We start from the raw sequence: 22,054 nt of genomic DNA on the forward strand, positions 1-22,054 counted from the left end.
TCTTCGTTTAGCTTGGGATTATTAAGTTCATAGCTAAAACCAGTGAAGGAAAATCAACGTTTCATCCTCTTTCGTCCGTTCGTGCTCAGCTTAGCCATCCTTCCCTTGGGCATTGCAGCTGCCCTCACCTTCGCCGGGTCCAGTTCATCCAGCCCGTCCTTACCCGACCCAGCCGTCAATCCCCCAACCTCTGGAGCGCAAAGGCAAACAGCCGTTCTCGCCGGAGGTTGCTTTTGGGGCATGGAAGCCGTCTTTGAACATCTCAAAGGCGTCTCCGAGGTTGTCACTGGCTTCTCCGGTGGCAGTGCCGCGACTGCCAATTACGAGATGGTCAGCGCTGGCGACACAGAACATGCCGAGGCAGTGCAAATCACCTACGACCCCTCGCAGATCTCCTATGCTCAGCTGCTCAAGGTCTACTTCTCAGTCGCGCACGACCCAACCCAACTGAACCGCCAGGGCCCTGACCAAGGCCCAGCCTACCGCTCAGCCATCTTCTTTGCCAACGACGAGCAGAGGCAAGTCGCCCAAGCCTACGTTGCTCAACTTAACAAAGCCCAAGTCTTCCGCAGCCCGGTTGTGACCCAGCTTGCGCCCCTAAACGGCTTCTACGCCGCTGAGCCCTACCACCAAAATTTCGTCGCCCGCAATCCTAATAATCCTTATGTCATCGTGCATGACCGGCCTCAACTCAAGCAGCTCAAGCAGCAATTTCCAGACCTGCACAAGCCGTAAACCCCTGGAGCAATTACCCCTCTAAGCGAAATAGAAATATGGGTGAAGCAGCAAAGCCTTGAGTCGGTGGGCGATTCTGCCAATAGCCGTTGCCAACAGTTGTCTTCGGGGTGCCATACCAGCGCTAGCTCAGACACCGGTTCGGCCTACCATTATCCCTGTAGGTCACCAAGTAGGTCGGAGAGAAAGCAAAATCATGGCTGAACCCAAGGTTTCGCCCTATGGCACCTGGAAATCACCCATCACCTCGGACCTCATTGTGGCGGGCACCATAGGACTGGGGCAGGTTGCCTTAGACGGGGACGATACCTACTGGACTGAGAGCCGCCCCACCGAGGCAGGCCGCAACGTGCTCGTGCGTCGAACTCCTGATGACCAGATAAACAGCCAGACCGACGGCCAAATCAGTGACGTTACCCCAGCCCCTTTCAACGTTCGCACCCGAGTTCATGAGTATGGCGGCGGTGCGTTCACGGTTGCGCAGGGCATGGTCTATTTCTCCAATTTTGCCGACCAGCGCCTCTACCGGCAGGAGCCCGGCGGCTCACCCCAGCCAATCACCCCAGAAGCTGCTTTCCGCTACGCCAATGCTGTAGTTGACGCCGCAGGTCAACGGCTGATCTGTGTGCGCGAGGACCATAGCCAGGGCGGTCATGAGCCGATCAACACGCTGGTAAGCGTGGACCTGAACAGCGGGGACCAGCAAGTTCTAGTCAGTGGCAATGACTTCTACGCCTCGCCTTGCCTCAGCCCCGACGGCTCACGCCTAGCCTGGATCACCTGGCATCACCCCAACCTGCCCTGGGATGGCACCGAACTCTGGGTAGGCAGCTTTCAGGCGGATGGGTCATTGGGCCAGTTGGAACAGGTCGCCGGGGGGCTGGAGGAGTCTATCTTCCAACCCGAATGGTCGCCGGACGGTGTGCTGTACTTCGTCTCCGACCGAACTGACTGGTGGAATCTGTACCGCTGGCAGAACGGCAAGCTCGAACCGTTGGCACCGATGGCGGCTGAGTTCGGCCTGCCACAGTGGGTGTTCGGCATGAGCACCTACGGCTTTGCCTCAGCCAATCAACTGATTTGCACCTACAACGAGCGTGGCACCTGGCAACTGGCCAGCCTCGACACAACCACGCTCAAGCTGGAACCAATTGCAACGCCCTACACCGAAATCAGCTCCTTGCAGGTGGCACCGGGACGAGTCGCCTTCTGTGCCGGTTCCCCAACCAAAGCCACGTCGGTTGTGCAACTGGACCTCAGCCGCCTGGGGAGCCCGCCAGAGATTCTGCGCCGCTCCAGCGAACTCACGATCGGCACAAGCTACCTATCCCAACCGGAAGTCATCGAGTTTCCTACCGGCAACGGCTTAACGGCTTATGCCTTTTTCTATCCGCCCCAAAACTGCGACTACCGGGCCCTAGAGGGGGAGCGCCCGCCCTTGCTGGTCAAGAGCCACGGTGGGCCAACCGGGGCAACCTCAAGCGTCTTGAGCCTGCGCACGCAGTATTGGACCAGTCGCGGTTTTGCACTGTTGGATGTCAATTATGGCGGCAGCACCGGCTATGGACGGGCCTATCGGCAACGGCTGCGGGACCGCTGGGGCATTGTCGATGTCGAAGACTGCACCAACGGCGCTTTGTACCTGGCACAGCAGGGCAAAGTGGACGGTGAACGGCTGACGATTTCAGGGGGCAGTGCTGGGGGCTACACGACTCTCTGTGCACTGACTTTCCAAACCAGCTTCAAAGCTGGTGCCAGCTACTACGGGGTTAGCGACCTGGAAGCCCTGGCCCGCGACACCCACAAATTCGAGGCTCGTTATCTAGATGGGCTGATCGGCCCTTATCCTGAGCGCCAAGACCTCTACCAGGCCCGTTCCCCAATTCATGCCACCGAGCGGCTGGCCTGCCCGGTGATTTTCTTCCAGGGACTTGAAGATAAGGTCGTGCCCCCCAACCAGGCCGAGATGATGGTAGAAGCCCTGCGGGCCAAGGGCTTGCCAGTCGCCTACGTTGCTTTTGTGGGCGAGCAGCATGGCTTCCGTCGCGCCGAAAATATCAAGCGTGCCCTGGACGGTGAGTTCTATTTCTACGCCCGCGTGTTTGGGTTCGAGCCTGCCGATCCGATTGAACCTGTGCCAATTGAGAACCTCTAGCGGAGGGAAGCCAGCATGCGAATTTGCTTCGTCGGTGACTCCTTTGTCAATGGCACCGGGGACTCAGAGTGCTTGGGTTGGACAGGCAGGGTTTGTGCAGCGGCGCGGCAGCAGGGCCATGATCTGACCTACTACAACCTGGGCATTCGGCGCGAAACCACAACCGACATTCGAGCGCGTTGGCAAGCGGAAGTGGAACGTCGTTTGCCCGAATCTTGTGACGGCAGAGTTGTGTTTTCTTTTGGTGTGAATGACACAACTATTGAACAGGGCCAAACTCGGGTTCAGTTTGCAGATTCACTCGCCAATACTCATCAGATCTTGAGTCTGGCTCAGCAACGGTTTCCAGTCCTGATGGTGGGGCCACTGCCTGTAACCGATGCTGAGCAAAATTCGAGAATTGGCGATTTGTCAACGCGGTTCGGCCAGATTTGTGCAGGTCTGAAGATTCCTTATCTAGAAGCTTTCTCCTGGCTGCTAGAGTCGGCGATCTGGCGGCAGGAAGCCCTGGCAGGCGATGGCTACCATCCCAGTGCAGGAGGCTACACTCAAGTTGCAGAGTTAGTGCAAAGCTGGCCTGCCTGGCGCCATTGGTTCAAATCTTATTAATTTAAACCCTAGCCAATAGACTAATTGCTCAGAGGTTTTTTACAAAATCTCGGCTAGAGTTTCGCAAAACTGCTGTACTTCCGCTTCGCTGTTGTAGTAGTGAACCGAAGCCCGCACTAAGTTATTAAGCCCGCGAGCTTGCATATCTAGCCGAGTATAAACCAGAGGCGAAACTGAGACATTAATGTTGTATGCTGTCAGGGCTTGTTTAATGGCTTCTGGGCTCAGGCTGGCAGCGGTAAAGGTGACGATGCCGCAGCGCTCTTGGCCCAAGTCTTGAACTGTAACCCCAGGCAGTTCTGTCAGCTGCGCGCGCAGGCTTTCGGCCAGAGTTGCAATGCGCTGCCAAGTGTTATCTAGCCCCCAAGCGAGAGCATAATCAATGGCGACACCCAGGCCAATTTTGCCAGCATAGTTGGTTTCCCAATTCTCGAAGCGGCGAGCATCTGGCCGCAGTTCATAGCGTTCTGAAGCCACCCATTCAGCAGCATGGAGATCGAGAAATGGCGGCTCCAATTGTTCGATCAGATCGCGTCGGACATAGAGCAGGCCGGTGCCGCGAGGACCGCGCAGATATTTGCGCCCAGTTGCTGAGAGAAAGTCGCAGCCAATGGCATTGACATCGATTGGCAGTTGCCCCAGCGCTTGACAGGCATCAAGCAGATAGAAGACTCCAGCTTCACGGGCAATTGCTCCCACGGCTGCAGCTGGATTGACTAAACCACCGTTGGTTGGCACATGGGTGATCGCAATCAGTTTCACCCGTTCGTCGAGCATATTGCGTAGGGCTTCGACCGAGAGCTGACCCTGTTCGTCATTAGGAATAGTTTCGATCATTGCGCCCGTTTGATGAGCCATTTGCAGCAGCGCAATGTAGTTACTGGCATACTCTGCCACTGCCGTTAGAATGCGGTCACCAGGACCAAACTTAAGCGAATAAAATGCCATGTCCCAGGCGCGAGTCGCATTCTCAATGATCGCAATTTCAGCTGGATGGCACTGGATTAGGGTTGCGGCAGCCTCATAGACGCGCTCCACTTTGGCTTGAGCTTGGGCCGCTGCCTCATAACCGCCGATCGTCGCCTCTAATTGCAAATGTTCAATGGTGGCATCAAGAACAGGCTGTGGCATTAGCGCTGCCCCAGCATTATTAAAGTGCAACACGTTGTTGCAACCTGGTGTTTCTTGACGCGCCCGTTGCAAATCGAAGCTCATGACTGTGCTCCTTGGAGCTTGTTTAGGGAACTTGCTTTAAGGGTTGTCTAGTTGTCGCTTTGGTACTCCCCGTCTTCTCGGGCTGAACCGGCTCGGCCACATCATATAGGGCTGCGCACAGTAATAAAAGCTTTCTAATTGGCATTAAGCGCACCGCCTATTCCTAGATAGAGCCTTCCATTGACTTTGAGACCGACCTGGTCAGATTTGAGCTACTCAGTTGTAACCCCAGAATAACCAAATCGCGCTGGTCATCTCTGAGGACAGCCACTTGAGGCAGATATCCCCAGCGTTGAAACCCGAAGCCTTCCAGTAGCTTCAGACTGGCATGATTGTGCGCAAACACCAGACCCAGCAGGGCATTTAAGTCGAGGTCAGCACTTCTGACAATGGCATGTTTGAGCAATTGACGGCCCACGCCCTGACGTCGATATTCAGGGGCAACGTAGATACTAATTTCTGCAGTATGGCGATAGGCGGGCCGCCCATAAAACGACTGAAAACTGAGCCAGCCAGCAATGCTACTGTCCGTGTCCATCACCCAAACCGGTCGGTGGTTTGGTGTATGTTCGCGGAACCAGGCTAGGCGGCTTTCAACTGAAATTGGCTCTAGATCAGCAGTGGCTGTGCAACTGGGAATTGCACTGTTGTAAATCTCGACGATGGCTGGCAAATCAGCTTCTGTAGCGTCGCGGATGAGCATAGTGTCGAACAGAAATCTATCTTCCTGGACAATGCCTTCCTAGTTAAGCATCAGTTAACCCTGCAAACTGCTAAATTAACTGCGCTCTCAAAGCCCTTCTAAAGGCCCGTCTAAAGGCGGGCCAAACGCTCGGTGAGCAAGGTGTAGAAGCCCTCAGCATCCACAGCCTGCACCACATTCACGTTAGGCTCTCGCTGACTGCTGTTCCAGAGGTCAACCACCGTGCGCCCCAGGGTCAGTTCGCTGTGCGTCTCGATTTCTACATATAAAGGGCGCGACTTAAATAGATCCGGCTGGAGCAGATAGGCAATTACGCAAGGGTCATGCAGGGGACCACCGGGCAGGCTATAGCGCTCGATGTCATAGGTGCCGTAGTAGGTGAGCAGGTCTGCGGTCACACCGCCCACGCGAGTGCCGAGGCCACGAATCGCTGCCAGACGCTCAGGCGTGGTGATCACCCGATGGGTGACATCCAGGCCGATCATGGTCAGCTTGACCCCGGAGCTGAACACAATCTGCGCAGCATGCGGATCAACATAGATATTGAACTCAGCGCTGGCGGTCACATTGCCCTCACCAATTGCGCCACCCATCAAGACCACTTCGCCAATTTGGCTCAGGATGCGCGGCTCTTTGACGATAGCCACAGCGAGATTGGTCGGAGGACCCAGCGTGGCCACGGTCAGTGACGTGCTAGCCGTCATCAGGCTGTCAATTAGAAAGTCAACACCATGCTGGGCTTGCAGGGGCAGGGTTGGCTCAGGCAGATCGACTCCATCTAGGCCACTGGGGCCGTGCACATATTCTGCGGTCGCCAGAGGACGCAGTAGGGGGCGTGGACAGCCTGCGTAGACTGGCACATCGGCTCGCCCTGCCAACTCGCAAACCTTGCGGGCATTTTTCTGCGTGAGGGCTAATGGAACATTCCCAGCCACAGTGGTTACGCCTAGCACGTTCAGTTCAGCAGGCGAGGCTAGCGCCAACAGGAGGGCAACTGCATCATCTTGGCCGGGGTCACAGTCGATCAGGAGGGGTCTGGCACTCATGGCAAGAGTGTAAGCCAGAGTTGAACTAGGACCAACCTCCAGGTAGCTTGTATCAGATAGCTTTCAGGCAGCTAGCGGCCCAATTTCGCCTAATCTCTTGCCCTATCTGACCTATCCCTATCTATAGGAGTTCTTCAAGAGTTCTTCTGGTTTCCAACTCCAGAGCGCCCATATTCCGGATCGCCCATATCTAGACCGAAAACATTGGCAGCTTGTTCCTTAGCTCGCAGGCGGTAAGACAGTTTCGCAACTGCAACAGGAATAAGCGCCGACTTCGTGGTTAAAGATGCAAGAGTTAAACCCTGAAATGGGCTCTAGCCATGACTTCTGCTTGAATTGAGCGCTTTAGCGATTCAACTGGCGCTGGACAGTTCAGGAACTACAACGCGAGTGCCCTTAGATTCTTGAGCGCTCGTCAACAATAAAAACAAGGCCGAACCGGGGAATCCTAAAAAGGAATTCAAGCAGGATTGGCTCCGTCATCTTTTCTTCCTGTCTCCGCCTCATTTGCTCGACCACTTAGGCCACCACTCAAACTCATTCCGCCACGCATTTTCAGCCATAAAGGGACTCACCATGATTAACGTTTCGCCTCGCCTCAAAATGATTGCGCTCGCTACTGCAGCTTTTGCGATGAGTGCGATTAGCCCTGTACTTGCAGCTAGTTTTGGTCAGAAAGAAGTTGACCAAGGCCGTATGATTGCCATTGCCGCACCCCGAGGTGTCAATGCACATCAGCTGCTGGTTCTAGAGCAGGTTTCTGATAAGCAAGCCTGCTGGAGCGAAACCGGTTCTAGCCCAACCCTGGTGGATCCCCTGTTGCTGAAATTTGATTTCACGGGCATTTGTGGACGCAGCACCGACAGCAATGGTTATTCCATTCGCATGGCAGAGCAAGATTTGGGTTTGCGATACAGTTTGCGGGTTGTCCATCGCAACGGTGACATCGTTTTATTGGGTGCACCTAACAACCCCAACAACGGTCCAGAAGTTGAAATCGGTAGAGTCAATGGCGAGACCAATGGCTTCGCCAAGATCAATCTGAATCCAGGTTGGCGCTTCACCAAGCGCACCTTTGAAGGCAAGACCCTGGGTCACTTCTATCTCACCAGTGATACAGACCTTGCCTCTCTACCCAACCCTGGTGCTGGCAATGGCCCCATACCTGTGACCCCCAGCCCTGTGACACCAGCACCAGGGACACCAGTTCCAGTCACGCCAATGCCTGGATCAAGCCCCGCGCCAACCCCAGGCACCAGCCCGGCCCCCAGCCCAGGCCCCGTAGTTATGCCTCCGGTCACCCCCGGCCCCATCTTCCCAGGTCCTGTGGTCGTGACGCCGCCGGTTAATCCCACCAATCCTGTTCCTGCTGTTCCTTCTAAGTTCCGTGACATCGGCAATGATGTCTATGCCAAGGAGATCGAAGCAGCCGTTGCGGAGGGCTTTGTGGCGGGCTTCTCTGAGGACAGTACCTTCCGTCCAGAAGTGGCGCTGACCCGTGAGCAGTTGGTGTCGATGGTGTTGGAAGCGCTGGGTAAGCTGCCCAATGCCAACCTCACACTGCCCACTCAAGCTGCGGCCAATCCCTACCCGGATGTTAATGCCTCTCGTTGGAGTGCAGCCAAGATTCAGTTCGCCCGTGACAACCAGATCGTCAGCGGCTACCAGGACGGCAGCTTCCGGCCTAACCAGCCTGTAACCCGCGCCGAGCTGATGGCAGTTCTGCGTCGGGCGGCTGAGTTCGGTAAGGCCAAGCGAGGCTTGAGCACAACCCTAACGCCCAAGCAAGCCGAGCTGACCTTTTCGGATACTGGTCGCCACTGGGCAGGTCCACTGGTTGGACAGATGTCGTCCTACTGCCGAGTTGCTTCGCCGCTGAATGAAGTGGGCACCAACTTTGCTCCTGATTCAGCTGCCAAACGCAACTACGCTGCTGCGGCAACGCTGCGGATGCTGAACTGTGTCAAGACCGAATTCTAAAATCGCCTAGTGCTCTAGAAGCACCAGGATGCGGAGTGTGGTGTGTAGTGAGTTGTGAATGAGTGTGTGTTGAGTCCGGCGTGAGTGTGGTGTGAGAAGTAGTGGCTGCCAGGGGGCAGGGGGAGAGCTTACCATTGGAAGCACCCTGCTCCCTGGCAGTTTTTTATCCCGTTTGTTCTCGTTCCGTCTGTTCTTGTGCCAAGTGCTCTCCTGGGGATGGCTCTATGTCTAGCAGTTCGCCACCGCTGATCCAAACCCTGACCCCAGAACGCTGGGCGGGCCTGACCATGAACTTTATTGATGCTGGCGTGGTAGGTCTGCTGGTCAAGAATGGTCAGTTGGTTCGCCGCATGGAGCCGGGCCGCTATTTTAACTTTGCGATTCCCTGGTTGGAAAAGTGTGAGCTAGTTCTGGTTGATACCAAACTGCGTAACCTGGAGCTGGTTTCTAAGGGCGACTTTTTATCTCAAGATCAGTTCTTAATTAACGTCTCGCTCAGCGCCATTTACCAAGTCGTTGACCCCAAACGGGTTGCCTTGGAGTTGTCAGATCCGATTGCTGCGCTGACGAGTGCGATCAAAGACAGTATGGGAGTTGCAATTGGACAGTTGACCGTTCAGCAACTCACGCAGCAGGGGCGCGTGTTTGTGCGGCAATATCTGTTGGATCATGCGGAAATCGCCTATCCCCTGGGGTTCGCCCTGGAAGATGTGCGCGTGAGTGACGTCAGCTTTCCTCAAGGTCCAGGCGTTATTCGTCAGATGGAGGGCTTGAGCGCTAGAGCTGAGGCCACTTACCAGGCGGGTCTGCAAGCGCAGATTGCCGAGGCAGGGCGACCCCTCATGCAACCCTTGATGTCCCCTATGCAGCAGGTGAATCTGGTTTCTGGCGCGGCGCCTAGCCCTGACCCAGCTTCAGCAGCGCTGCTGGAACCGGCCACTTTTGTCCTGGAGCCAGAGGCCAAAGCCAGCCTTCCGGCTCAAGATGCCCCGGTCTTACCTGCGACTGTTATGCACCCCACTCCGGCGGTAGCGGCAACGGCGCGGCTAGTTCACCGCAAGTCTGGAGCGGTGGTGTCGCTCGCCGCTAACCCTTTCACGATTGGGCGTGAACCCAGGAATAGCCTAGTTTTGCAAGATCCGCTCAGCTCCCGCTATCATGCTCAGATCCAGCAGGTCGCTGAAGGGCAAGCTAGTAAGCGCTACCGACTGCTGGATGTGGGTAGCTCGAATGGCACCTTTGTCAATGGGCAGCGCTTGGTGCCGAATCAGCCTGTCTGGCTGAGCGCTGGAGCGCTAGTTGTCATCGGTGAGCAGGAATGGGTATTTGAGGTCTGAGCCAGCCTGAGGTAGCTGAAGGCTAAGCTGAAGGCCAAGAGGTAGTTGAAGGCTAAGCCGCTCGCCACTTGATATTGCAACCCATCGAAGGCAACTGATCGAAGCTCACCGGTTTGCCCGCTAAGACTTCTTCGAGCGCCAGTTCCAGGTCTTTGCGCGTCACCTGGCTAGACTCTTTCCAGTTGTCATCAAAGCGACCGTGATAAACCAGCTTGCGTTCTGCATCAAAGATGTAGAGATCTGGGGTGCAAACAGCATCGTAGGCTTTGGCAACCGCTTGGGATTCGTCGTAGAGATAGGGGAAGGGATAGTTTTTGCTGTGGGCCCGTTCCTGCATTTTTTCGAAGGAGTCGTCGGGGTAGTTCTGAGCGTCGTTGGCAGAGATAGCTACGAACTGCGCGCCGCGAGGTTGGTAAGCCTGGGCAGTAGCAATCAACCGATCCTCAATTGCGCGGGCATAGGGACAGTGATTGCAGGTGAAGACGACCACTAGGGCTGGCGCTGGAGCAAAGCTGGCAAGGCTGTAGGTTTCGCCATCGGTGCCGGGTAGCTGAAAGTCAGGGGCAGGAATGCCGATATCCAGTTTGGTGGAGTAGGTCAGAGCCATGGGTTTGACTGGAAAGCTGCACTTCTCAGGTTAATTCACAGGCTGTTAATTCAGAGGCTGTTAATTAACAAGCTTTAGGTAGCGTCACTGCCCGATTGACTACTGATGACTACTTAGCAGAGTTTCCCGGTCAAGCTGCAATGCTATGCCTCGGTTAAGCCCGGTTTAATGTTGCTAGCTTGACGCCATCTCTAAATTTAGTTAAGTTTCTTTCGAAATCAGTCTTTCAGGTTTCTGGATAGCCTCATTTTTCGATCTAAGCATCTATTCAATAAGCCCTTTTTAGCAAGATTTTCTAGATAACAATAGCTGATCAATGACTCAAGGTATGTATGCAACGCAGACTTTCACATCGCCTCAGCCGCCGCCGTTTTTTGTTGAATTCTGCGCTGACCGGAAGTGGCATTGTTGCAGCTAATCTTTTAGCCAAACCACTTTCTGCGCAAAACTCTGGACCGGCGATTATTCGTTCTAAGCGGGCAAGACCAACCATTCCCTATGGTGTTGCCAGTGGCGATATCAGTGGCAATCGGGCGATAGTTGGAGCCGTACTGACCGGCCAGCTCGCCTAATTGTTGAATATTCAACCCACGAGTCTTTGCGCAACGCACGACGAATTGTTGGGCCAGAAGCTCTTGACAGCAGCGATTTCACAGCGCGAGTTGACCTCACTGGTTTACCCGCAGGACAGCAGATTTTTTATCGGGTGAGCTTTCAAGATCTGGCTGATTCTAGTTTGACCAGTGCACCAGTTACGGGCAGCTTGCGCACTGCTCCCGCAGGCAATCGAGACATTCGCTTTGTCTGGTCAGGTGACACGGCGGGACAGGGTTGGGGCATCAACCCAGAGTGGGGTGGCATGAAGATCTACGAGGCAATGCGCCAGCTCAATCCCGACTTCTTTATTCACTCTGGCGACAATATTTACGCCGATAACCCAATTCTGTCTGAAGTCAAACTCGACGATGGCAGCGTTTGGAAAAACTTGACGACACCTGAGAAAGCCAAAGTTGCCGAAACTCTGGCCGAATTTCGCGGCAACTATGCCTACAACTTGCTAGATGAGCAGGTGCGACGTTTCAATGCACAGGTGCCCATGCTCAGTCAGTGGGATGACCATGAAACGCACAATAACTGGTTTCCGGGCAAGATGCTCACCGACGATGATCGCTACACCGTTAAGAGCTGTGATGTTTTAGCCGCACGGGCAAAACAGGCGTTTTTGGAATACATGCCGATCCGCTTTGAACCCAGTGACCCAGAGCGCATTTATCGCAGCTTTAACTATGGGCCTTCGCTGGAGATTTTGATGCTCGATCAGCGCAGTTATCGAGGGCCAAATACGGCTAACCGCCAAACCACTACCAGTGCTGAAACCGCTTTTTTGGGTAGCGACCAAACACGCTGGCTCAAGCAAACATTGAAAGCCTCAAGAGCAACTTGGAAAGTAATCGCTAGTGATATGCCAATTGGTTTGGTGGTGGCAGATGGCCAAACAGCCTTTGAAAATGGAGCGAATGGCGATGGTCCAGCGTTGGGGCGCGAACTGGAAACCGCCGATCTTTTGCGTTTCATCAAACAAAACAACATTCGCAATGTCGTTTGGCTCACTGCCGATGTGCATTACGCCGCTGCCCATTATTACGACCCAGCCAAAGCGCAATTCACTGAGTTCAAACCCTTCTGGGAATTTGTGGCAGGACCACTACATTCCGGCACCTTTGGGCCTAACAAACTCGATAATACGTTTGGTCCAGAAGTGCGTTTCCAGAGCGTGCCTGATGGCATGAAAGCGAACCGACCTCCCAGTGAAGGGCTCCAGTTCTTTGGTCAAGTTCAGATTGACGGCGATAGCCAAGTGATGAGCGTCAGCCTGCATAACCTCACGGGCAATAAGCTCTATCAGGTCGATCTGCAACCTGAAGCTTAATAAGCCCAAAGTTTAGCAAGCCCAAAGCCTAGAAGCTAATGAGGTAAGCGCCAAGGCAATCGCCCAAGTAAGCGCTAACTAGGCTCTAGCAATACCGAGACATGGGCGCTAACAATGCGCCAGCCCTCAGCGGTTCTGATCCAGGTCTGGCTTTGGCGGCCTAGCCGCTCAGAGCTTTGTCGCTTGAATTCGGTATTGGCAGTGGCAAAGTCTCGCCCGTAGGTGGTGATCACTGTATTGAACAAGACCCGCTGCAAATTGATAGGAGCGCGGTTCTGGCGGAAGTGGGCAATTGCCTCGTAACCATAGAGATTCTCGGTGGCACCATAGCGGATGGTGTGGGGACTATTCCAGAACAGCTCATCTAGAACGGCAACGTCATTGCCTATCAAGGCAACCTCATAGCGGTTGAAAGCTGCCGTCACCTCTGCGACTACTTCAGGAATATTGATCATCTTGTTAGCATCAGAAGTCATCTTTGTGCATTAGCAATTTTATTTTGTTAGCAATTTCAGGGATGAGGAGGTTACGGCAAGATGAGAAGAGTCGCATCAATGCCCTTACCTTATGACCCACTTGAACGTTGTCCAAAACTACATTAATGGTGAGTGGTGTGCCTCCAGCGCAACTGAACATCTTGATGTCATGAATCCTGCAACTGCTGAAGTGCTGGCTAGGATGCCCCTTTCACCAGCTGATGAAGTTAATCAGGCAGCTGAGGCAGCTCAAGCAGCATTGGTAGGTTGGCGACGCACGCCGCCCATGGAGCGCGTGCAATACCTGTTCAAACTGAAAAATCTGCTCGAAGAGCACTTCGACGACCTGGCTCGCACAATCACCCTCGAATGCGGCAAGACTCTGACCGAGTCAAAGGGTGAAATGCGACGGGCAATTGAGAACGTAGAAGTGGCCTGTGGTATCCCAATTTTAATGCAAGGTCATACCGCCGAAGACATTGCTCAAGGCATAGATGAGCTGATGATTCGGCAACCGGTAGGCGTAGCAGCAGCGATTTGCCCGTTTAACTTTCCGGGCATGATTGTTTTTTGGTTTTTGCCCTATGCCATCGCCTGTGGCAACACTTACATCGTCAAGCCCTCGGAGCGGGTTCCGTTGACTTTGCAAAAGGTGTTTCAACTGCTGGATAAAACCGGCTTGCCCAAGGGAGTGGTCAACCTGGTCAATGGCGCCAAAGAAGCCGTCGATGCCATTCTGGACCACCCCGCCGTCCGGGCGATTAGCTTTGTGGGCTCGACCCCAGTTGCTCGCTACGTCTACAGCCGCGCCTCCGCCAATGGCAAACGCGCCCAGTGTCAGGGCGGGGCCAAGAACCCAGTGATCGTGCTGCCTGATGCGGACATTGAAATGACCACTCGCATTGCGGCGGATAGTGCCTTCGGCTGTGCGGGACAGCGCTGTCTAGCAGCTTCGGTAGCAGTAACTGTGGGCGCTGCTCGACAGAGCTTTACTGAAGCCATTGCCGCTGCGGCCAGTTCCCGCGTGGTTGGCTTTGGCCTGGATGAGGGGGTGCAGATGGGGCCAGTAATCACGGCGCAAAGCCGAGAGCGGATCGAAGGGCTGATTCAAAAAGGGGCGGACGAAGGCGCAACGGTGTTGGTAGATGGTCGTCAGTCCAAGATCCCAAGCTATGAACGGGGCAACTTTGTGCGACCGACGATTTTGCAAAATGTGAATCCGGCGGGAGAAATCGCACGAACTGAAATTTTCGGTCCGGTGTTGAGCTTGATCCATTTAGAAACCATTGATGAGGCGATCGCGCTGGTCAACAGTGGCGAGTACGGCAATATGGCCTGCCTATTTACCAATAGTGGAGCCGCAGCCCGCAAGTTCCGTTACGAAGCCGAAGCAGGCAACATCGGCATCAATATCGGCGTGGCGGCCCCGATGGCTTTCTTTCCGTTTAGCGGTTGGAAGGCAAGCTTCTTCGGGGATTTGCATGGGCAGGGCCATCACGCCGTTGAGTTCTTTACTCAGACCAAAGTCGTGGTCGAGCGCTGGCCTCGCGATTGGTCGCGCCAGTTTTGAGCTTATTCTGAATTTCTGGATCGGTCTAGCAAAGCGTGGGGAAGTGAATGGCGCAGTTTACCAAAGGTGGCCAACTGGGTTGGTTCCACGATGAAAAGCATTCTGGGGGTTTCTTTCATACCTACGATGCTTTGCAGGTTAGGGCAGAGGATAAGCCACGCAAAGTGCATATTTTTCTGCCCCGTGATTACGAGACTAGCCAGGAACACTACCCCGTGGTTTACATGAACGACGGGGATACTGCGTTCTTTCCCGATGGGGCGGTTGGTAAATCTTGGGACATGGCGAATGTTCTGAGCAACCTCTATCAGAACAACCAAATTCGTAAGCTGATTGTGGTTGCAGTCCACCCTTTGAATCGGGATCGGGAATATACCCATGCCCCAGTTTGGCAACGGGAATGCTGTGGTGTAGATGGCTATTCATCCTATTTAGTCAATGCCGTAAAGCCCTTTGTTGACGCCAATTACAGAACGCTGAGAGAGGCCCAAAACACGATGACTTTGGGCTCATCTCATGGTGGGCTGGCTGCGTTTTGTCTTGGCATGTGGCATCCTAACCAGTTCGGATTGGTGGGAGCACTATCTCCCTCTTTTTGGGTAGGACTAGACTCCATGCCGGGTCTCTCGTTCATGAGTTCCCTACGCTCGTCCAAGCTGCTTAACTTAGCGCGTCCTACCCTCCAGAGCCCAGAGAAACGCTTGAAGATTTATCTGGATTGGGGCCTAATTCGCACAGGTGGGGAGCACAATTCGTTTATTGAGGAACGAGCCACGGCAAGAGGCCGAGAGATGCGGGATCTACTGCAAAAGGATTTTGGCTATCGGCTGAATGATGACTTGTATGTGGTGGAAGATCCAGCGGGGGATCACACGGAAGAATCTTGGCAGCGCCGAATACCCAACGTGATTAAGATCTTTTTTGGTCACTAGGATTGTTAGATTTTGGTCTAGAGAGAAAGCCTCAAACCGTTTAGGACTTGCTCCGAAACTGAGCAAGTCCTAAACGGCTATCCCAACTCACTTTTTAATCGCTACCCATTCGACCCCTCCCGACCTCCCCTTGGCAAGAGGAGGTGCTGTAGGTGGTGGGGTTTTGATTTGCAGTCCTCATTCTCTAAATGAGGACTGCGCGATTTACGAAGCTGCTTGCAATTGATGGCTCACTAGGCAAATGCAGACTCGCAAATTGAACTCTGTGACAGTAATTTGATTCGAACGCAATTGATCGACCAGAGACATGACCTCAGTCAGCAATAACGGGTCATCCAAAATAGTTCGCAGTTGCTCATTGGATAAATGAGCAGGACAAGTACCCACAATGTCCAGAAATTCCTGAATCATAGTCACCCTTTTTTTGCCTGCACATGCAGGCCGAATTTTGCTGAGCAATAGCCAGTTCAGGCAGCAGACAAGCTGCTACGCAATGAGCGGCCAAAACTGAGAAGGGAAATTTCCCTCAAACGTTGTTCAACATTGCAGAGGCTAGAGCCCAAGCGAGCCTGGGCTTAAGGATGGGTTGCCCCCCCGAGCGCATCCTGTTGGCGTGTTGATCTAGTTGGGACTAGTTAGCGCTAGTTGGCGTTCTGTAAGCGTTACTGGGTTGGATTTGCCGGGTTCGATTTGCCGGGTTCGATTTGTGGTGTTCGAGCCGTCGCGGACCCTACAAAATTTTGTGCGACTGAGGTTTGGCTGGGTTGAGACTCCTGTAGCCCTATGCCTGACCCTTGACTGAACTGGTGTCCCAGTGATTTGTGGCGGATCCAGTTGAGTGTAGATGCAGATGGGGTAGCATAGCTTCCTCCTGTGCCGGACTTTGGCTTTCGCCTACTCGATCGAGCCTAACAAGGGGATCCGGCAGCCGCAACAGTTTTTAATCTACACACGATCCCCGCAACATTCCTTCAATCAAATCTCAGTTTCAAATTAAGGAATTGCGCAGCCGTAGAGTTTGATCCTGTGAAGCCAAAATAAGGATGAGAACCCAGAATCCTGTTGCTAGCAATCTAGATGTGCAGGTATCCATATGTATAGGCATGTATAGGCAGCCCAAGGCTGGCTAGCTCTGCGCTTCTATTCCCTTTTTTCTCTGCCTATTGGCAGAGCCTTAACTGGCTTACTCTAATTGCCAAGGCCGACCGTTGATGGGTGCTGCGATTGTGATGATTAGGACATAGGAGGGCGTTGCTGCTTAGATTACGTAATGTTAGGGTAATCGCATCTGCATCCAGTGACGAACTGCGTAAGGGGCCAGCTCAGGTTTCAGGCGCAGGGGTATCAGGCATCTACTACTTCGCTTAGCAATCTGTCTAGATGTCTGAAGATCATGGAAGAGCAGCTTTGGTTTGCCAAGCATGTGCGGGCGCAGGTTTTGCGGCGTGAGGCCAAGCCTCGTTATACTCCCTCACTGATTACCCTTTGGGCGCGGCGATACGTTGATTCTCTGCGGCGACACTCCACTTTTACGGAGCTACACCGGCCAGCGTTGGTAGCTTCCGCTCCAGCGGATCGCATTCCTGATTCTTTGCGGGTGCAGACGACGCAGAAAGTTGCGGTGATTCTGCCACTGGTTGCTGGCCGAGCCTTGGCGCTCACGCATAATCTGCTCGACGAGAGCTTGCAACAGCAGCAGATCGATCCCCGCCATTTGGATCCCTTGCAGATTGCGGTCAAGAATCGCAGGCTGTTTCAAATGGTGCTCGATCTTTTTACGGCTGGGCGCAGTCCAGACCAACTCTCAACCCAGGCCAGCCGCGAGTTTGGTCGGGTTCGGCAGCGCTATACCCAGCATGATGGTCGGGTCTTGGGCTTTGTGGGCATGCATGTGCACTACACGATTGTGGGTTTGCTTCAGCAGCTCACGCTGATGGAACAGGCTTGCTTTGAGCCTTACTTACAAGTGATGAACGACCACATGTACCTGCCGTTGCAAGCTTGCTATGAAGCGGCAGCCGAACATGAATCAAGTTCAGCCGCTTTGCGAGCGGTTCATACTCTCCTGCCAGTCAGTAGCGAGATTGCTTACTTAGTGTTTGCCCAAACCTGCCGTCAGTTTCCTGGTTATTGCAGCAATGGTGGCAGTTTGCTAGAGCCTGCGGTTCAACAATCGAGCATTCGAGATGTGGAGCTGTTCCAGACTTATCTTTGCCAATGTGTTTTAGAGGCTAGCTTTCGGCCAGTGCAAAAGGAGTTGCTTCCTCTATGTCTTCTGCTTTACCCCCGGCTAGGCGTGAGTTCGAAGCTAGTGCGCACGATGCTGCAACATCTTGAGTTCAATATGTCGCGGTTGGTTCCTGCGCAGCAGATGGCGCTGTTTAGGCCCTACTTGATGAACATGCACAAACTTTTCTCCGCAACCACATTTGAGGAGACACCTAGAACGAGTTGTAACAAAGCATCTGCCAACAAATCGATGTCGATGAATCCACCCGTCGCCGCCTGGTTAAGCAATAACAAACGAGGTTCTAGTCATTCAAAGCCAGTGGCTAAATGCAATGGGAACAGGGATTTTTCTGACCAGAACTATGCGGTGATCTTTGACAAACCATAAAACATCTACTTGACTCTCTTCTTCAGCCCTGGTATCTTCCATTTCAAGTAGCTGGACCCTTGCGTCCCCCAGAGTCTTAATCAAACTCTGGGGAACTGACCCCCCAGGTTGATACCATCAACCGGGCGGCTAGTGGGAAGTTTAGCACTTGCCTTATCCGGCCCTTAGTTCGAGGGGTGGGACAGGTCTGCTACGGGTTGGGGCATTTCATCATTCGTGGTGGCTTGCCCCACTACTTCCCTATGCAAACTCGCACCCAAATTGCCCCCGAATTGCCCCCAAATCGCCTTAGATTAGCCATGCATTTGACCCAAGTTCTTCAGCCGCAGCTTTGCCTTTCTCTAGCTCAAGTTGCGCAATTTCTCGGCATTCCCGAACATCTCATCTGCCGAATCGAGCACTGGCCTCACCAACTATTTGTGCATCGCCAAGATCGCGGTGGGCAGTTTGTCAGCTATCGCAAATTTGCCGCTTGGGTCGAAGCCTGTGCCCTATCAATTCGTGGCTGCGCTGACTTGGGTGTGCTCGATTGGTTAGGACAGGTGATTCGCGAAGAATGCCAACGCTTTCACTACAGCGAAACGGTGGTTGACTATTGGCGACAGCTCTGGCGACAGCAACATTACCAACTGCGACTAGCATTGCAACCAAGGACTCGTCCTTAGCACTTGTTCTTAGGACTTGTTCTTAGCTTTGGGTCGTTGCATCAGCCGCATCCAAAGTAGCAGCGGGCTGCTCCAATGGCAGCCAAATCGAGAAAGTACTACCTACACCTAGGGTCGAGGTAAATGAAACCGTACCGCCGTGCAGCTCTGCCAATAAGCGAGTGAGCGCCAGTCCTAAACCTGTGCCTTCATAGCGCCGATTGACGCCACCATCCACCTGTTGAAAGACCTGAAACAGCAAATGTTGGTCTTCGGGGGCAACCCCAATTCCACTATCTTGAACCGACAATACCAAGAAGCGAGGAGCCTCCTCCACCCTGCTATCTGGCAGTTTCTGCGCCACCAAATCTTGAAACGAAGCTAAGCGGCTACTGAGGCTGATGGTGCCTCCCTCTGGTGTGAACTTCACGGCGTTTGACAGATAATTCAACAACATCTGCAACACCCGCTGGCCGTCTACCACAATCGACTCTATAGCCAACGGTTGCACTAGGCTCAGTTGTTGTCGTTTGCTCAGTGCGGTCACTTCGACCATGCGTAATGCACCCTGGCACAACTCCAGCAGATTAACAATCTCCTGATTCAGTTCCAGCCTGCCTGCCTCAATCTTGGCGAGATCCAGCAAATCATTGATCAGAGCCAGCAGATGAGTGCCACTACTATGAACTAGAGACAAATATTCCTGCTGCTTAGCATTTAATGGACCAAACACTTGCCGGAGCAGAACGCTCGAAAACCCTAGAATTGAGGTCAGAGGCGTGCGTAGCTCATGGGACATATTGGTCAGAAAATCTGACTTCAGCCGCGAAACCTCTTTTAGTTGCTCATTCTGTTGTTGCAATTGTTGGGTTAGCGCTTGCAAACGTTCTTCGTTTTGCTTGCGCTCAGTAATATCTACACAGAACCCCTGTTGGAACAACACTTGTCCCGCTTCATCGTGGATTGGAACGATGCGGTCCATGACCCAAAAGACCTTACCTGCTGAGTCAATCAACCGATATTCTGTTCCATAGTCCCAGTTATTAGCCTTAGCCTTGCCGTACTCCTGCAAAACACGCGCCCGGTCCTCCGGATGCACCCGTTGAAGCCAACTGTTGTTTGGAGACTCTTCAGAAGCAAGCCCCATCCAGTCAATCCAGTACTGATTGACGAACTCAGTGCCCTGAGCACTAGTGATGTAGAGAGCCAGTGGTGCATGATCCACAATTGCCCGAAGTTGTGCCTCAGAGCGCTTTAGGGCAGTTTCTATTTGCTTGCGTTGTGTGATATCGAGTGAGACGCCGCAGAAGGCGTAAACTTCGCCATTAGTATCTTTTAAAGGGAACTTAATCCTCAAGAAAGTATGAATGCCATCTGCTAAAAGCTGGTCATTCTCAAAGGGAATTATCCTGTCTTCTACTAAGAGTTTCTGATTCTCACGCAAGAAGTATTCTGCATGCTCAGGCGTGAGAAATTCGGTGAGATGACGACCTTCGATTGAGTTGCCAAATAGGGGGCCAAAGACTCTATACCATTCGGCATTGACAAACTTCATCCGACCATCAACACCCAAGATGTAAATGATGGCGGGTGTGTTGTCTAGAACTGCCTGCATTTGGGCTTGAGAGGCGGCTAATTCCTCAGTGCGCTCCTGAACCCGCTGCTCCAGATATTCCTGAGCTTGGCGAAGTTCCTGCTCCGTTCGTTTGCGCTCTGTGATATTAACCGCTGCACCCAGAATACCGACGACTTGCTCCCCCTCGCGGAAGGGCTCAATCGTAAGGTCGAAGTAGGCGATTTCGCCATCCCAATTAAATTGAACTTCCTGCCTTGCGCCGATGCCCGTTTCCAGCACTCGCCGTTTAATTTCAGTCAGGCGCTTAGCGTCTTCAGGCTGAAATAAATCGGCATCAGTCTTGCCCAAAAGTTCCTCTACACTATTTGCAAACTGAAGGTTACAAGCCCAGGTATAGCGAAGGGATCGATCTTGATTGAAAACGTCTATAGGCACCTGTTCAACCGCCAGGCGCAAGCGCTCCTCGTTCAGCCGTAGGGCCTGTTCGGCTTGCTTGCGCTCGGTGATGTCTTGAGCGGCTCCGTAAACTCGAATAACATCCCGTTGTGGATCCAGTTGAGCGCGAATCGTATCCCGCAGCCAACGGGTTTTACCGCTTTTGGTCAGGATCCGGTACTCGCTGACTTGAGCTTGTCCAGCACGAATCACCGCCATGCGCTCCGTCAGAAAACCCCGGTCATCTGGATGCGGCAGTAAATGCCAACCGCGCGTATCGCACTCTTCGGGTGTGAAGCCTGTAATACGCTCAAAGGCACTGCTCGTCCATTGGCGTCGGATAGTTCCATCAAGCTCAAGGTTGAAGGCATAGGTGTAGTCAGAGGCTAACTCTGCCGCCAGTCGATGACGCTCCTCGCTTTGGCGCAGCGCCTCCTCAGTCCGCTTTTGCTCGGTAATATTAATGGCTAAACCGGCGAGGATTCGTTGTCCATCAGCATCCTCAAAGGGAAATTTGCAAACTAGCCAGCTCTGGTCTCGATCTGTCTGCGGCCATACCTCCGTGTACTGCACAGTCTGACCAGACGCCAGAGTGGCCGCATCATTCTCCCGCAGCTGTTGCGCCATTGCCGCCGGGAAGAGGTCGAAATCAGTCTTGCCCACAATCTCAGCTAGAGTGCGTTCAACCAGTTGCTCGGCGTTGGCGTTGACGTAGAGGTAGCGTCCTTCAGCATCTTTGATAAAAGCGGAACCAGGAATGCTGTCCATAAAGCTCTTCAGCAACTGCTGGCTGGCTGCCAGCTCTGCCTCAGCTTGCTTGCGCTCAGTAATTTCCTCAACAAAGCCTTCGTAATAAAGCAGCGTCCCATCTTCCCTGTTGACCGAGCCCACGCTCTCAGAGATCCAGATAATCTGGCCATCTCTGCGGTAAACCGCAGACTCAAACTTGACGACCTTACCCCGCGCCTGGATTTGCTCCACTAACTCCGACCAGCGGTTCGGCTCAACATAAAGCTGCTGGGGAATATCTGTGAGCGCTGCAATTAATTGTTCGGGTAAGCCATAGCCATAGAGGTTAGCTAAGGCTGGATTAGCATTCAGATAATAGCCCTGTGGGGAAGCCTGAAAGATACCGACAACCGCACTGGCAAACAGGCTTTGATACCTAGCCTCAGCCTGTTGCAGAGCAGTTTCTTGGCACTGCAAGGCGGTCTGAGTTTGCTTCAGCTCGGCTCGTAAAGCCTCCAGTTCACTCGCTTGCTGACCCAAGGTTGTCAACGCCTCGCTCAGGCGGGCCTCTGATTCAGATTCAGGAGTCATGAGCTAGCCTCAGGTTTGGCTTGGAGCTACATATACAGAAATGGAGCTGTGAAACGGGGCTATGAATGGGCTCCTACCCTCCCTTCTATCTCCAAGGAAACCTGTTCGGCAGAACGGAGTAAGCAAATCAAGCAGTGCCGCTTACACCTACCAACCCCAACGAACCT

General features: G+C 53.4%; 18 protein-coding genes. 11 read left to right on the top strand and 7 right to left on the bottom strand.

Annotated features, from left to right (window positions below; translation table 11 throughout):
• The first annotated feature begins 42 nt into the window (after nt 1-42).
• The 3 genes from msrA (at nt 43) to H6F94_RS11020 (ending at nt 3,499) form a co-directional block, all read left to right on the top strand.
• Complete coding sequence (gene msrA, locus H6F94_RS11010; protein ID WP_313949264.1) at nt 43-735, top strand: peptide-methionine (S)-S-oxide reductase MsrA; 693 nt, start codon at nt 43-45, stop codon at nt 733-735.
• 196 nt (nt 736-931) lie between these two features.
• Entirely contained in the window at nt 932-2,890 is a 1,959-nt protein-coding gene (locus tag H6F94_RS11015; protein WP_190802259.1) for a S9 family peptidase, read from the top strand.
• Between the two features lie 15 nt (nt 2,891-2,905).
• Nucleotides 2,906-3,499: a GDSL-type esterase/lipase family protein gene (locus tag H6F94_RS11020; RefSeq protein ID WP_190802260.1), complete on the top strand. Its 594-nt coding sequence runs from the start codon at nt 2,906-2,908 to the stop codon at nt 3,497-3,499.
• A 39-nt stretch (nt 3,500-3,538) separates the two neighbouring features.
• Here H6F94_RS11020 and H6F94_RS11025 read toward each other — a convergent pair whose 3' ends face one another.
• The 3 genes from H6F94_RS11025 to H6F94_RS11035 all read right to left on the bottom strand — a co-directional run bounded on the left by H6F94_RS11025 (nt 3,539) and on the right by H6F94_RS11035 (nt 6,463).
• Nucleotides 3,539-4,714, bottom strand: coding sequence for an aminotransferase class V-fold PLP-dependent enzyme (locus tag H6F94_RS11025; RefSeq protein ID WP_190802261.1), 1,176 nt, complete (start codon nt 4,712-4,714; stop codon nt 3,539-3,541).
• Nucleotides 4,715-4,877: 163 nt separating this feature from the next.
• Nucleotides 4,878-5,417, bottom strand: coding sequence for a GNAT family N-acetyltransferase (locus H6F94_RS11030; protein WP_190802262.1), 540 nt, complete (start codon nt 5,415-5,417; stop codon nt 4,878-4,880).
• A gap of 110 nt (nt 5,418-5,527) precedes the next feature.
• Entirely contained in the window at nt 5,528-6,463 is a 936-nt protein-coding gene (locus H6F94_RS11035) for a nucleoside hydrolase (RefSeq protein WP_190802263.1), read from the bottom strand.
• Nucleotides 6,464-7,039: 576 nt separating this feature from the next.
• Here H6F94_RS11035 and H6F94_RS32925 point away from each other — a divergent pair.
• A complete protein-coding gene (locus H6F94_RS32925; protein WP_190802264.1) occupies nt 7,040-8,443 on the top strand; it encodes a DUF3747 domain-containing protein in 1,404 nt (467 codons plus the stop codon).
• Nucleotides 8,444-8,667: 224 nt separating this feature from the next.
• Entirely contained in the window at nt 8,668-9,780 is a 1,113-nt protein-coding gene (locus H6F94_RS11045) for an FHA domain-containing protein (RefSeq protein ID WP_190802265.1), read from the top strand.
• Nucleotides 9,781-9,832: 52 nt separating this feature from the next.
• Here H6F94_RS11045 and H6F94_RS11050 read toward each other — a convergent pair whose 3' ends face one another.
• Nucleotides 9,833-10,387: a thioredoxin family protein gene (locus tag H6F94_RS11050; RefSeq protein WP_190802266.1), complete on the bottom strand. Its 555-nt coding sequence runs from the start codon at nt 10,385-10,387 to the stop codon at nt 9,833-9,835.
• A 332-nt stretch (nt 10,388-10,719) separates the two neighbouring features.
• Here H6F94_RS11050 and H6F94_RS31655 point away from each other — a divergent pair, with 332 nt between their 5' ends.
• On the top strand, nt 10,720-10,959 hold the full coding sequence (locus tag H6F94_RS31655; RefSeq protein ID WP_199320339.1) for a hypothetical protein: 240 nt from the start codon (nt 10,720-10,722) through the stop codon (nt 10,957-10,959).
• 26 nt (nt 10,960-10,985) lie between these two features.
• Nucleotides 10,986-12,317 carry an alkaline phosphatase D family protein gene (locus tag H6F94_RS11055; RefSeq protein ID WP_199320340.1) on the top strand — a complete coding sequence of 444 codons (1,332 nt, stop codon included), beginning with the start codon at nt 10,986-10,988 and terminating at the stop codon, nt 12,315-12,317.
• Nucleotides 12,318-12,391: 74 nt separating this feature from the next.
• Here H6F94_RS11055 and hpxZ read toward each other — a convergent pair whose 3' ends face one another.
• Nucleotides 12,392-12,793: an oxalurate catabolism protein HpxZ gene (gene hpxZ, locus H6F94_RS11060; protein WP_190802267.1), complete on the bottom strand. Its 402-nt coding sequence runs from the start codon at nt 12,791-12,793 to the stop codon at nt 12,392-12,394.
• Nucleotides 12,794-12,884: 91 nt separating this feature from the next.
• Here hpxZ and H6F94_RS11065 point away from each other — a divergent pair, with 91 nt between their 5' ends.
• Complete coding sequence (locus tag H6F94_RS11065) at nt 12,885-14,363, top strand: CoA-acylating methylmalonate-semialdehyde dehydrogenase (RefSeq protein WP_190802268.1); 1,479 nt, start codon at nt 12,885-12,887, stop codon at nt 14,361-14,363.
• A 47-nt stretch (nt 14,364-14,410) separates the two neighbouring features.
• A complete protein-coding gene (locus H6F94_RS11070; RefSeq protein WP_190802269.1) occupies nt 14,411-15,295 on the top strand; it encodes an alpha/beta hydrolase in 885 nt (294 codons plus the stop codon).
• Nucleotides 15,296-15,499: 204 nt separating this feature from the next.
• Here H6F94_RS11070 and H6F94_RS11075 read toward each other — a convergent pair whose 3' ends face one another.
• Complete coding sequence (locus tag H6F94_RS11075) at nt 15,500-15,706, bottom strand: hypothetical protein (RefSeq protein WP_190802270.1); 207 nt, start codon at nt 15,704-15,706, stop codon at nt 15,500-15,502.
• A gap of 982 nt (nt 15,707-16,688) precedes the next feature.
• On the opposite strand from H6F94_RS11075, the gene H6F94_RS11080 reads away from it, so the two are divergent.
• Entirely contained in the window at nt 16,689-17,912 is a 1,224-nt protein-coding gene (locus tag H6F94_RS11080; protein WP_190802271.1) for a bilin-binding protein, read from the top strand.
• Between the two features lie 242 nt (nt 17,913-18,154).
• Nucleotides 18,155-18,577, top strand: coding sequence for a hypothetical protein (locus tag H6F94_RS11085; RefSeq protein ID WP_190802272.1), 423 nt, complete (start codon nt 18,155-18,157; stop codon nt 18,575-18,577).
• A gap of 22 nt (nt 18,578-18,599) precedes the next feature.
• On the opposite strand, the gene H6F94_RS11090 is transcribed toward H6F94_RS11085, so the two are convergent.
• Entirely contained in the window at nt 18,600-21,887 is a 3,288-nt protein-coding gene (locus H6F94_RS11090) for a PAS domain-containing sensor histidine kinase (RefSeq protein ID WP_190802273.1), read from the bottom strand.
• Between the last annotated feature and the right edge of the window lie 167 nt (nt 21,888-22,054).

This window comes from Leptolyngbya sp. FACHB-261 (assembly GCF_014696065.1).
Lineage (GTDB): Bacteria > Cyanobacteriota > Cyanobacteriia > FACHB-261 > FACHB-261 > FACHB-261.

Coding starts and splice junctions, on each gene's coding strand:
- H6F94_RS11075 (WP_190802270.1), bottom strand. CDS start 15,706: ATGATTCAGGAATTTCTGGACATTGTGGGTACTTGTCCTGCTCATTTA.
- H6F94_RS11080 (WP_190802271.1), top strand. CDS start 16,689: ATGGAAGAGCAGCTTTGGTTTGCCAAGCATGTGCGGGCGCAGGTTTTG.
- H6F94_RS11015 (WP_190802259.1), top strand. CDS start 932: ATGGCTGAACCCAAGGTTTCGCCCTATGGCACCTGGAAATCACCCATC.
- H6F94_RS11085 (WP_190802272.1), top strand. CDS start 18,155: ATGCAAACTCGCACCCAAATTGCCCCCGAATTGCCCCCAAATCGCCTT.
- H6F94_RS11045 (WP_190802265.1), top strand. CDS start 8,668: ATGTCTAGCAGTTCGCCACCGCTGATCCAAACCCTGACCCCAGAACGC.
- H6F94_RS31655 (WP_199320339.1), top strand. CDS start 10,720: ATGCAACGCAGACTTTCACATCGCCTCAGCCGCCGCCGTTTTTTGTTG.
- H6F94_RS11035 (WP_190802263.1), bottom strand. CDS start 6,463: ATGAGTGCCAGACCCCTCCTGATCGACTGTGACCCCGGCCAAGATGAT.
- H6F94_RS11090 (WP_190802273.1), bottom strand. CDS start 21,887: ATGACTCCTGAATCTGAATCAGAGGCCCGCCTGAGCGAGGCGTTGACA.
- H6F94_RS11030 (WP_190802262.1), bottom strand. CDS start 5,417: ATGCTCATCCGCGACGCTACAGAAGCTGATTTGCCAGCCATCGTCGAG.
- H6F94_RS11070 (WP_190802269.1), top strand. CDS start 14,411: ATGGCGCAGTTTACCAAAGGTGGCCAACTGGGTTGGTTCCACGATGAA.
- H6F94_RS11020 (WP_190802260.1), top strand. CDS start 2,906: ATGCGAATTTGCTTCGTCGGTGACTCCTTTGTCAATGGCACCGGGGAC.
- H6F94_RS32925 (WP_190802264.1), top strand. CDS start 7,040: ATGATTAACGTTTCGCCTCGCCTCAAAATGATTGCGCTCGCTACTGCA.
- H6F94_RS11065 (WP_190802268.1), top strand. CDS start 12,885: ATGACCCACTTGAACGTTGTCCAAAACTACATTAATGGTGAGTGGTGT.
- H6F94_RS11050 (WP_190802266.1), bottom strand. CDS start 10,387: ATGGCTCTGACCTACTCCACCAAACTGGATATCGGCATTCCTGCCCCT.
- H6F94_RS11025 (WP_190802261.1), bottom strand. CDS start 4,714: ATGAGCTTCGATTTGCAACGGGCGCGTCAAGAAACACCAGGTTGCAAC.
- hpxZ (WP_190802267.1), bottom strand. CDS start 12,793: ATGACTTCTGATGCTAACAAGATGATCAATATTCCTGAAGTAGTCGCA.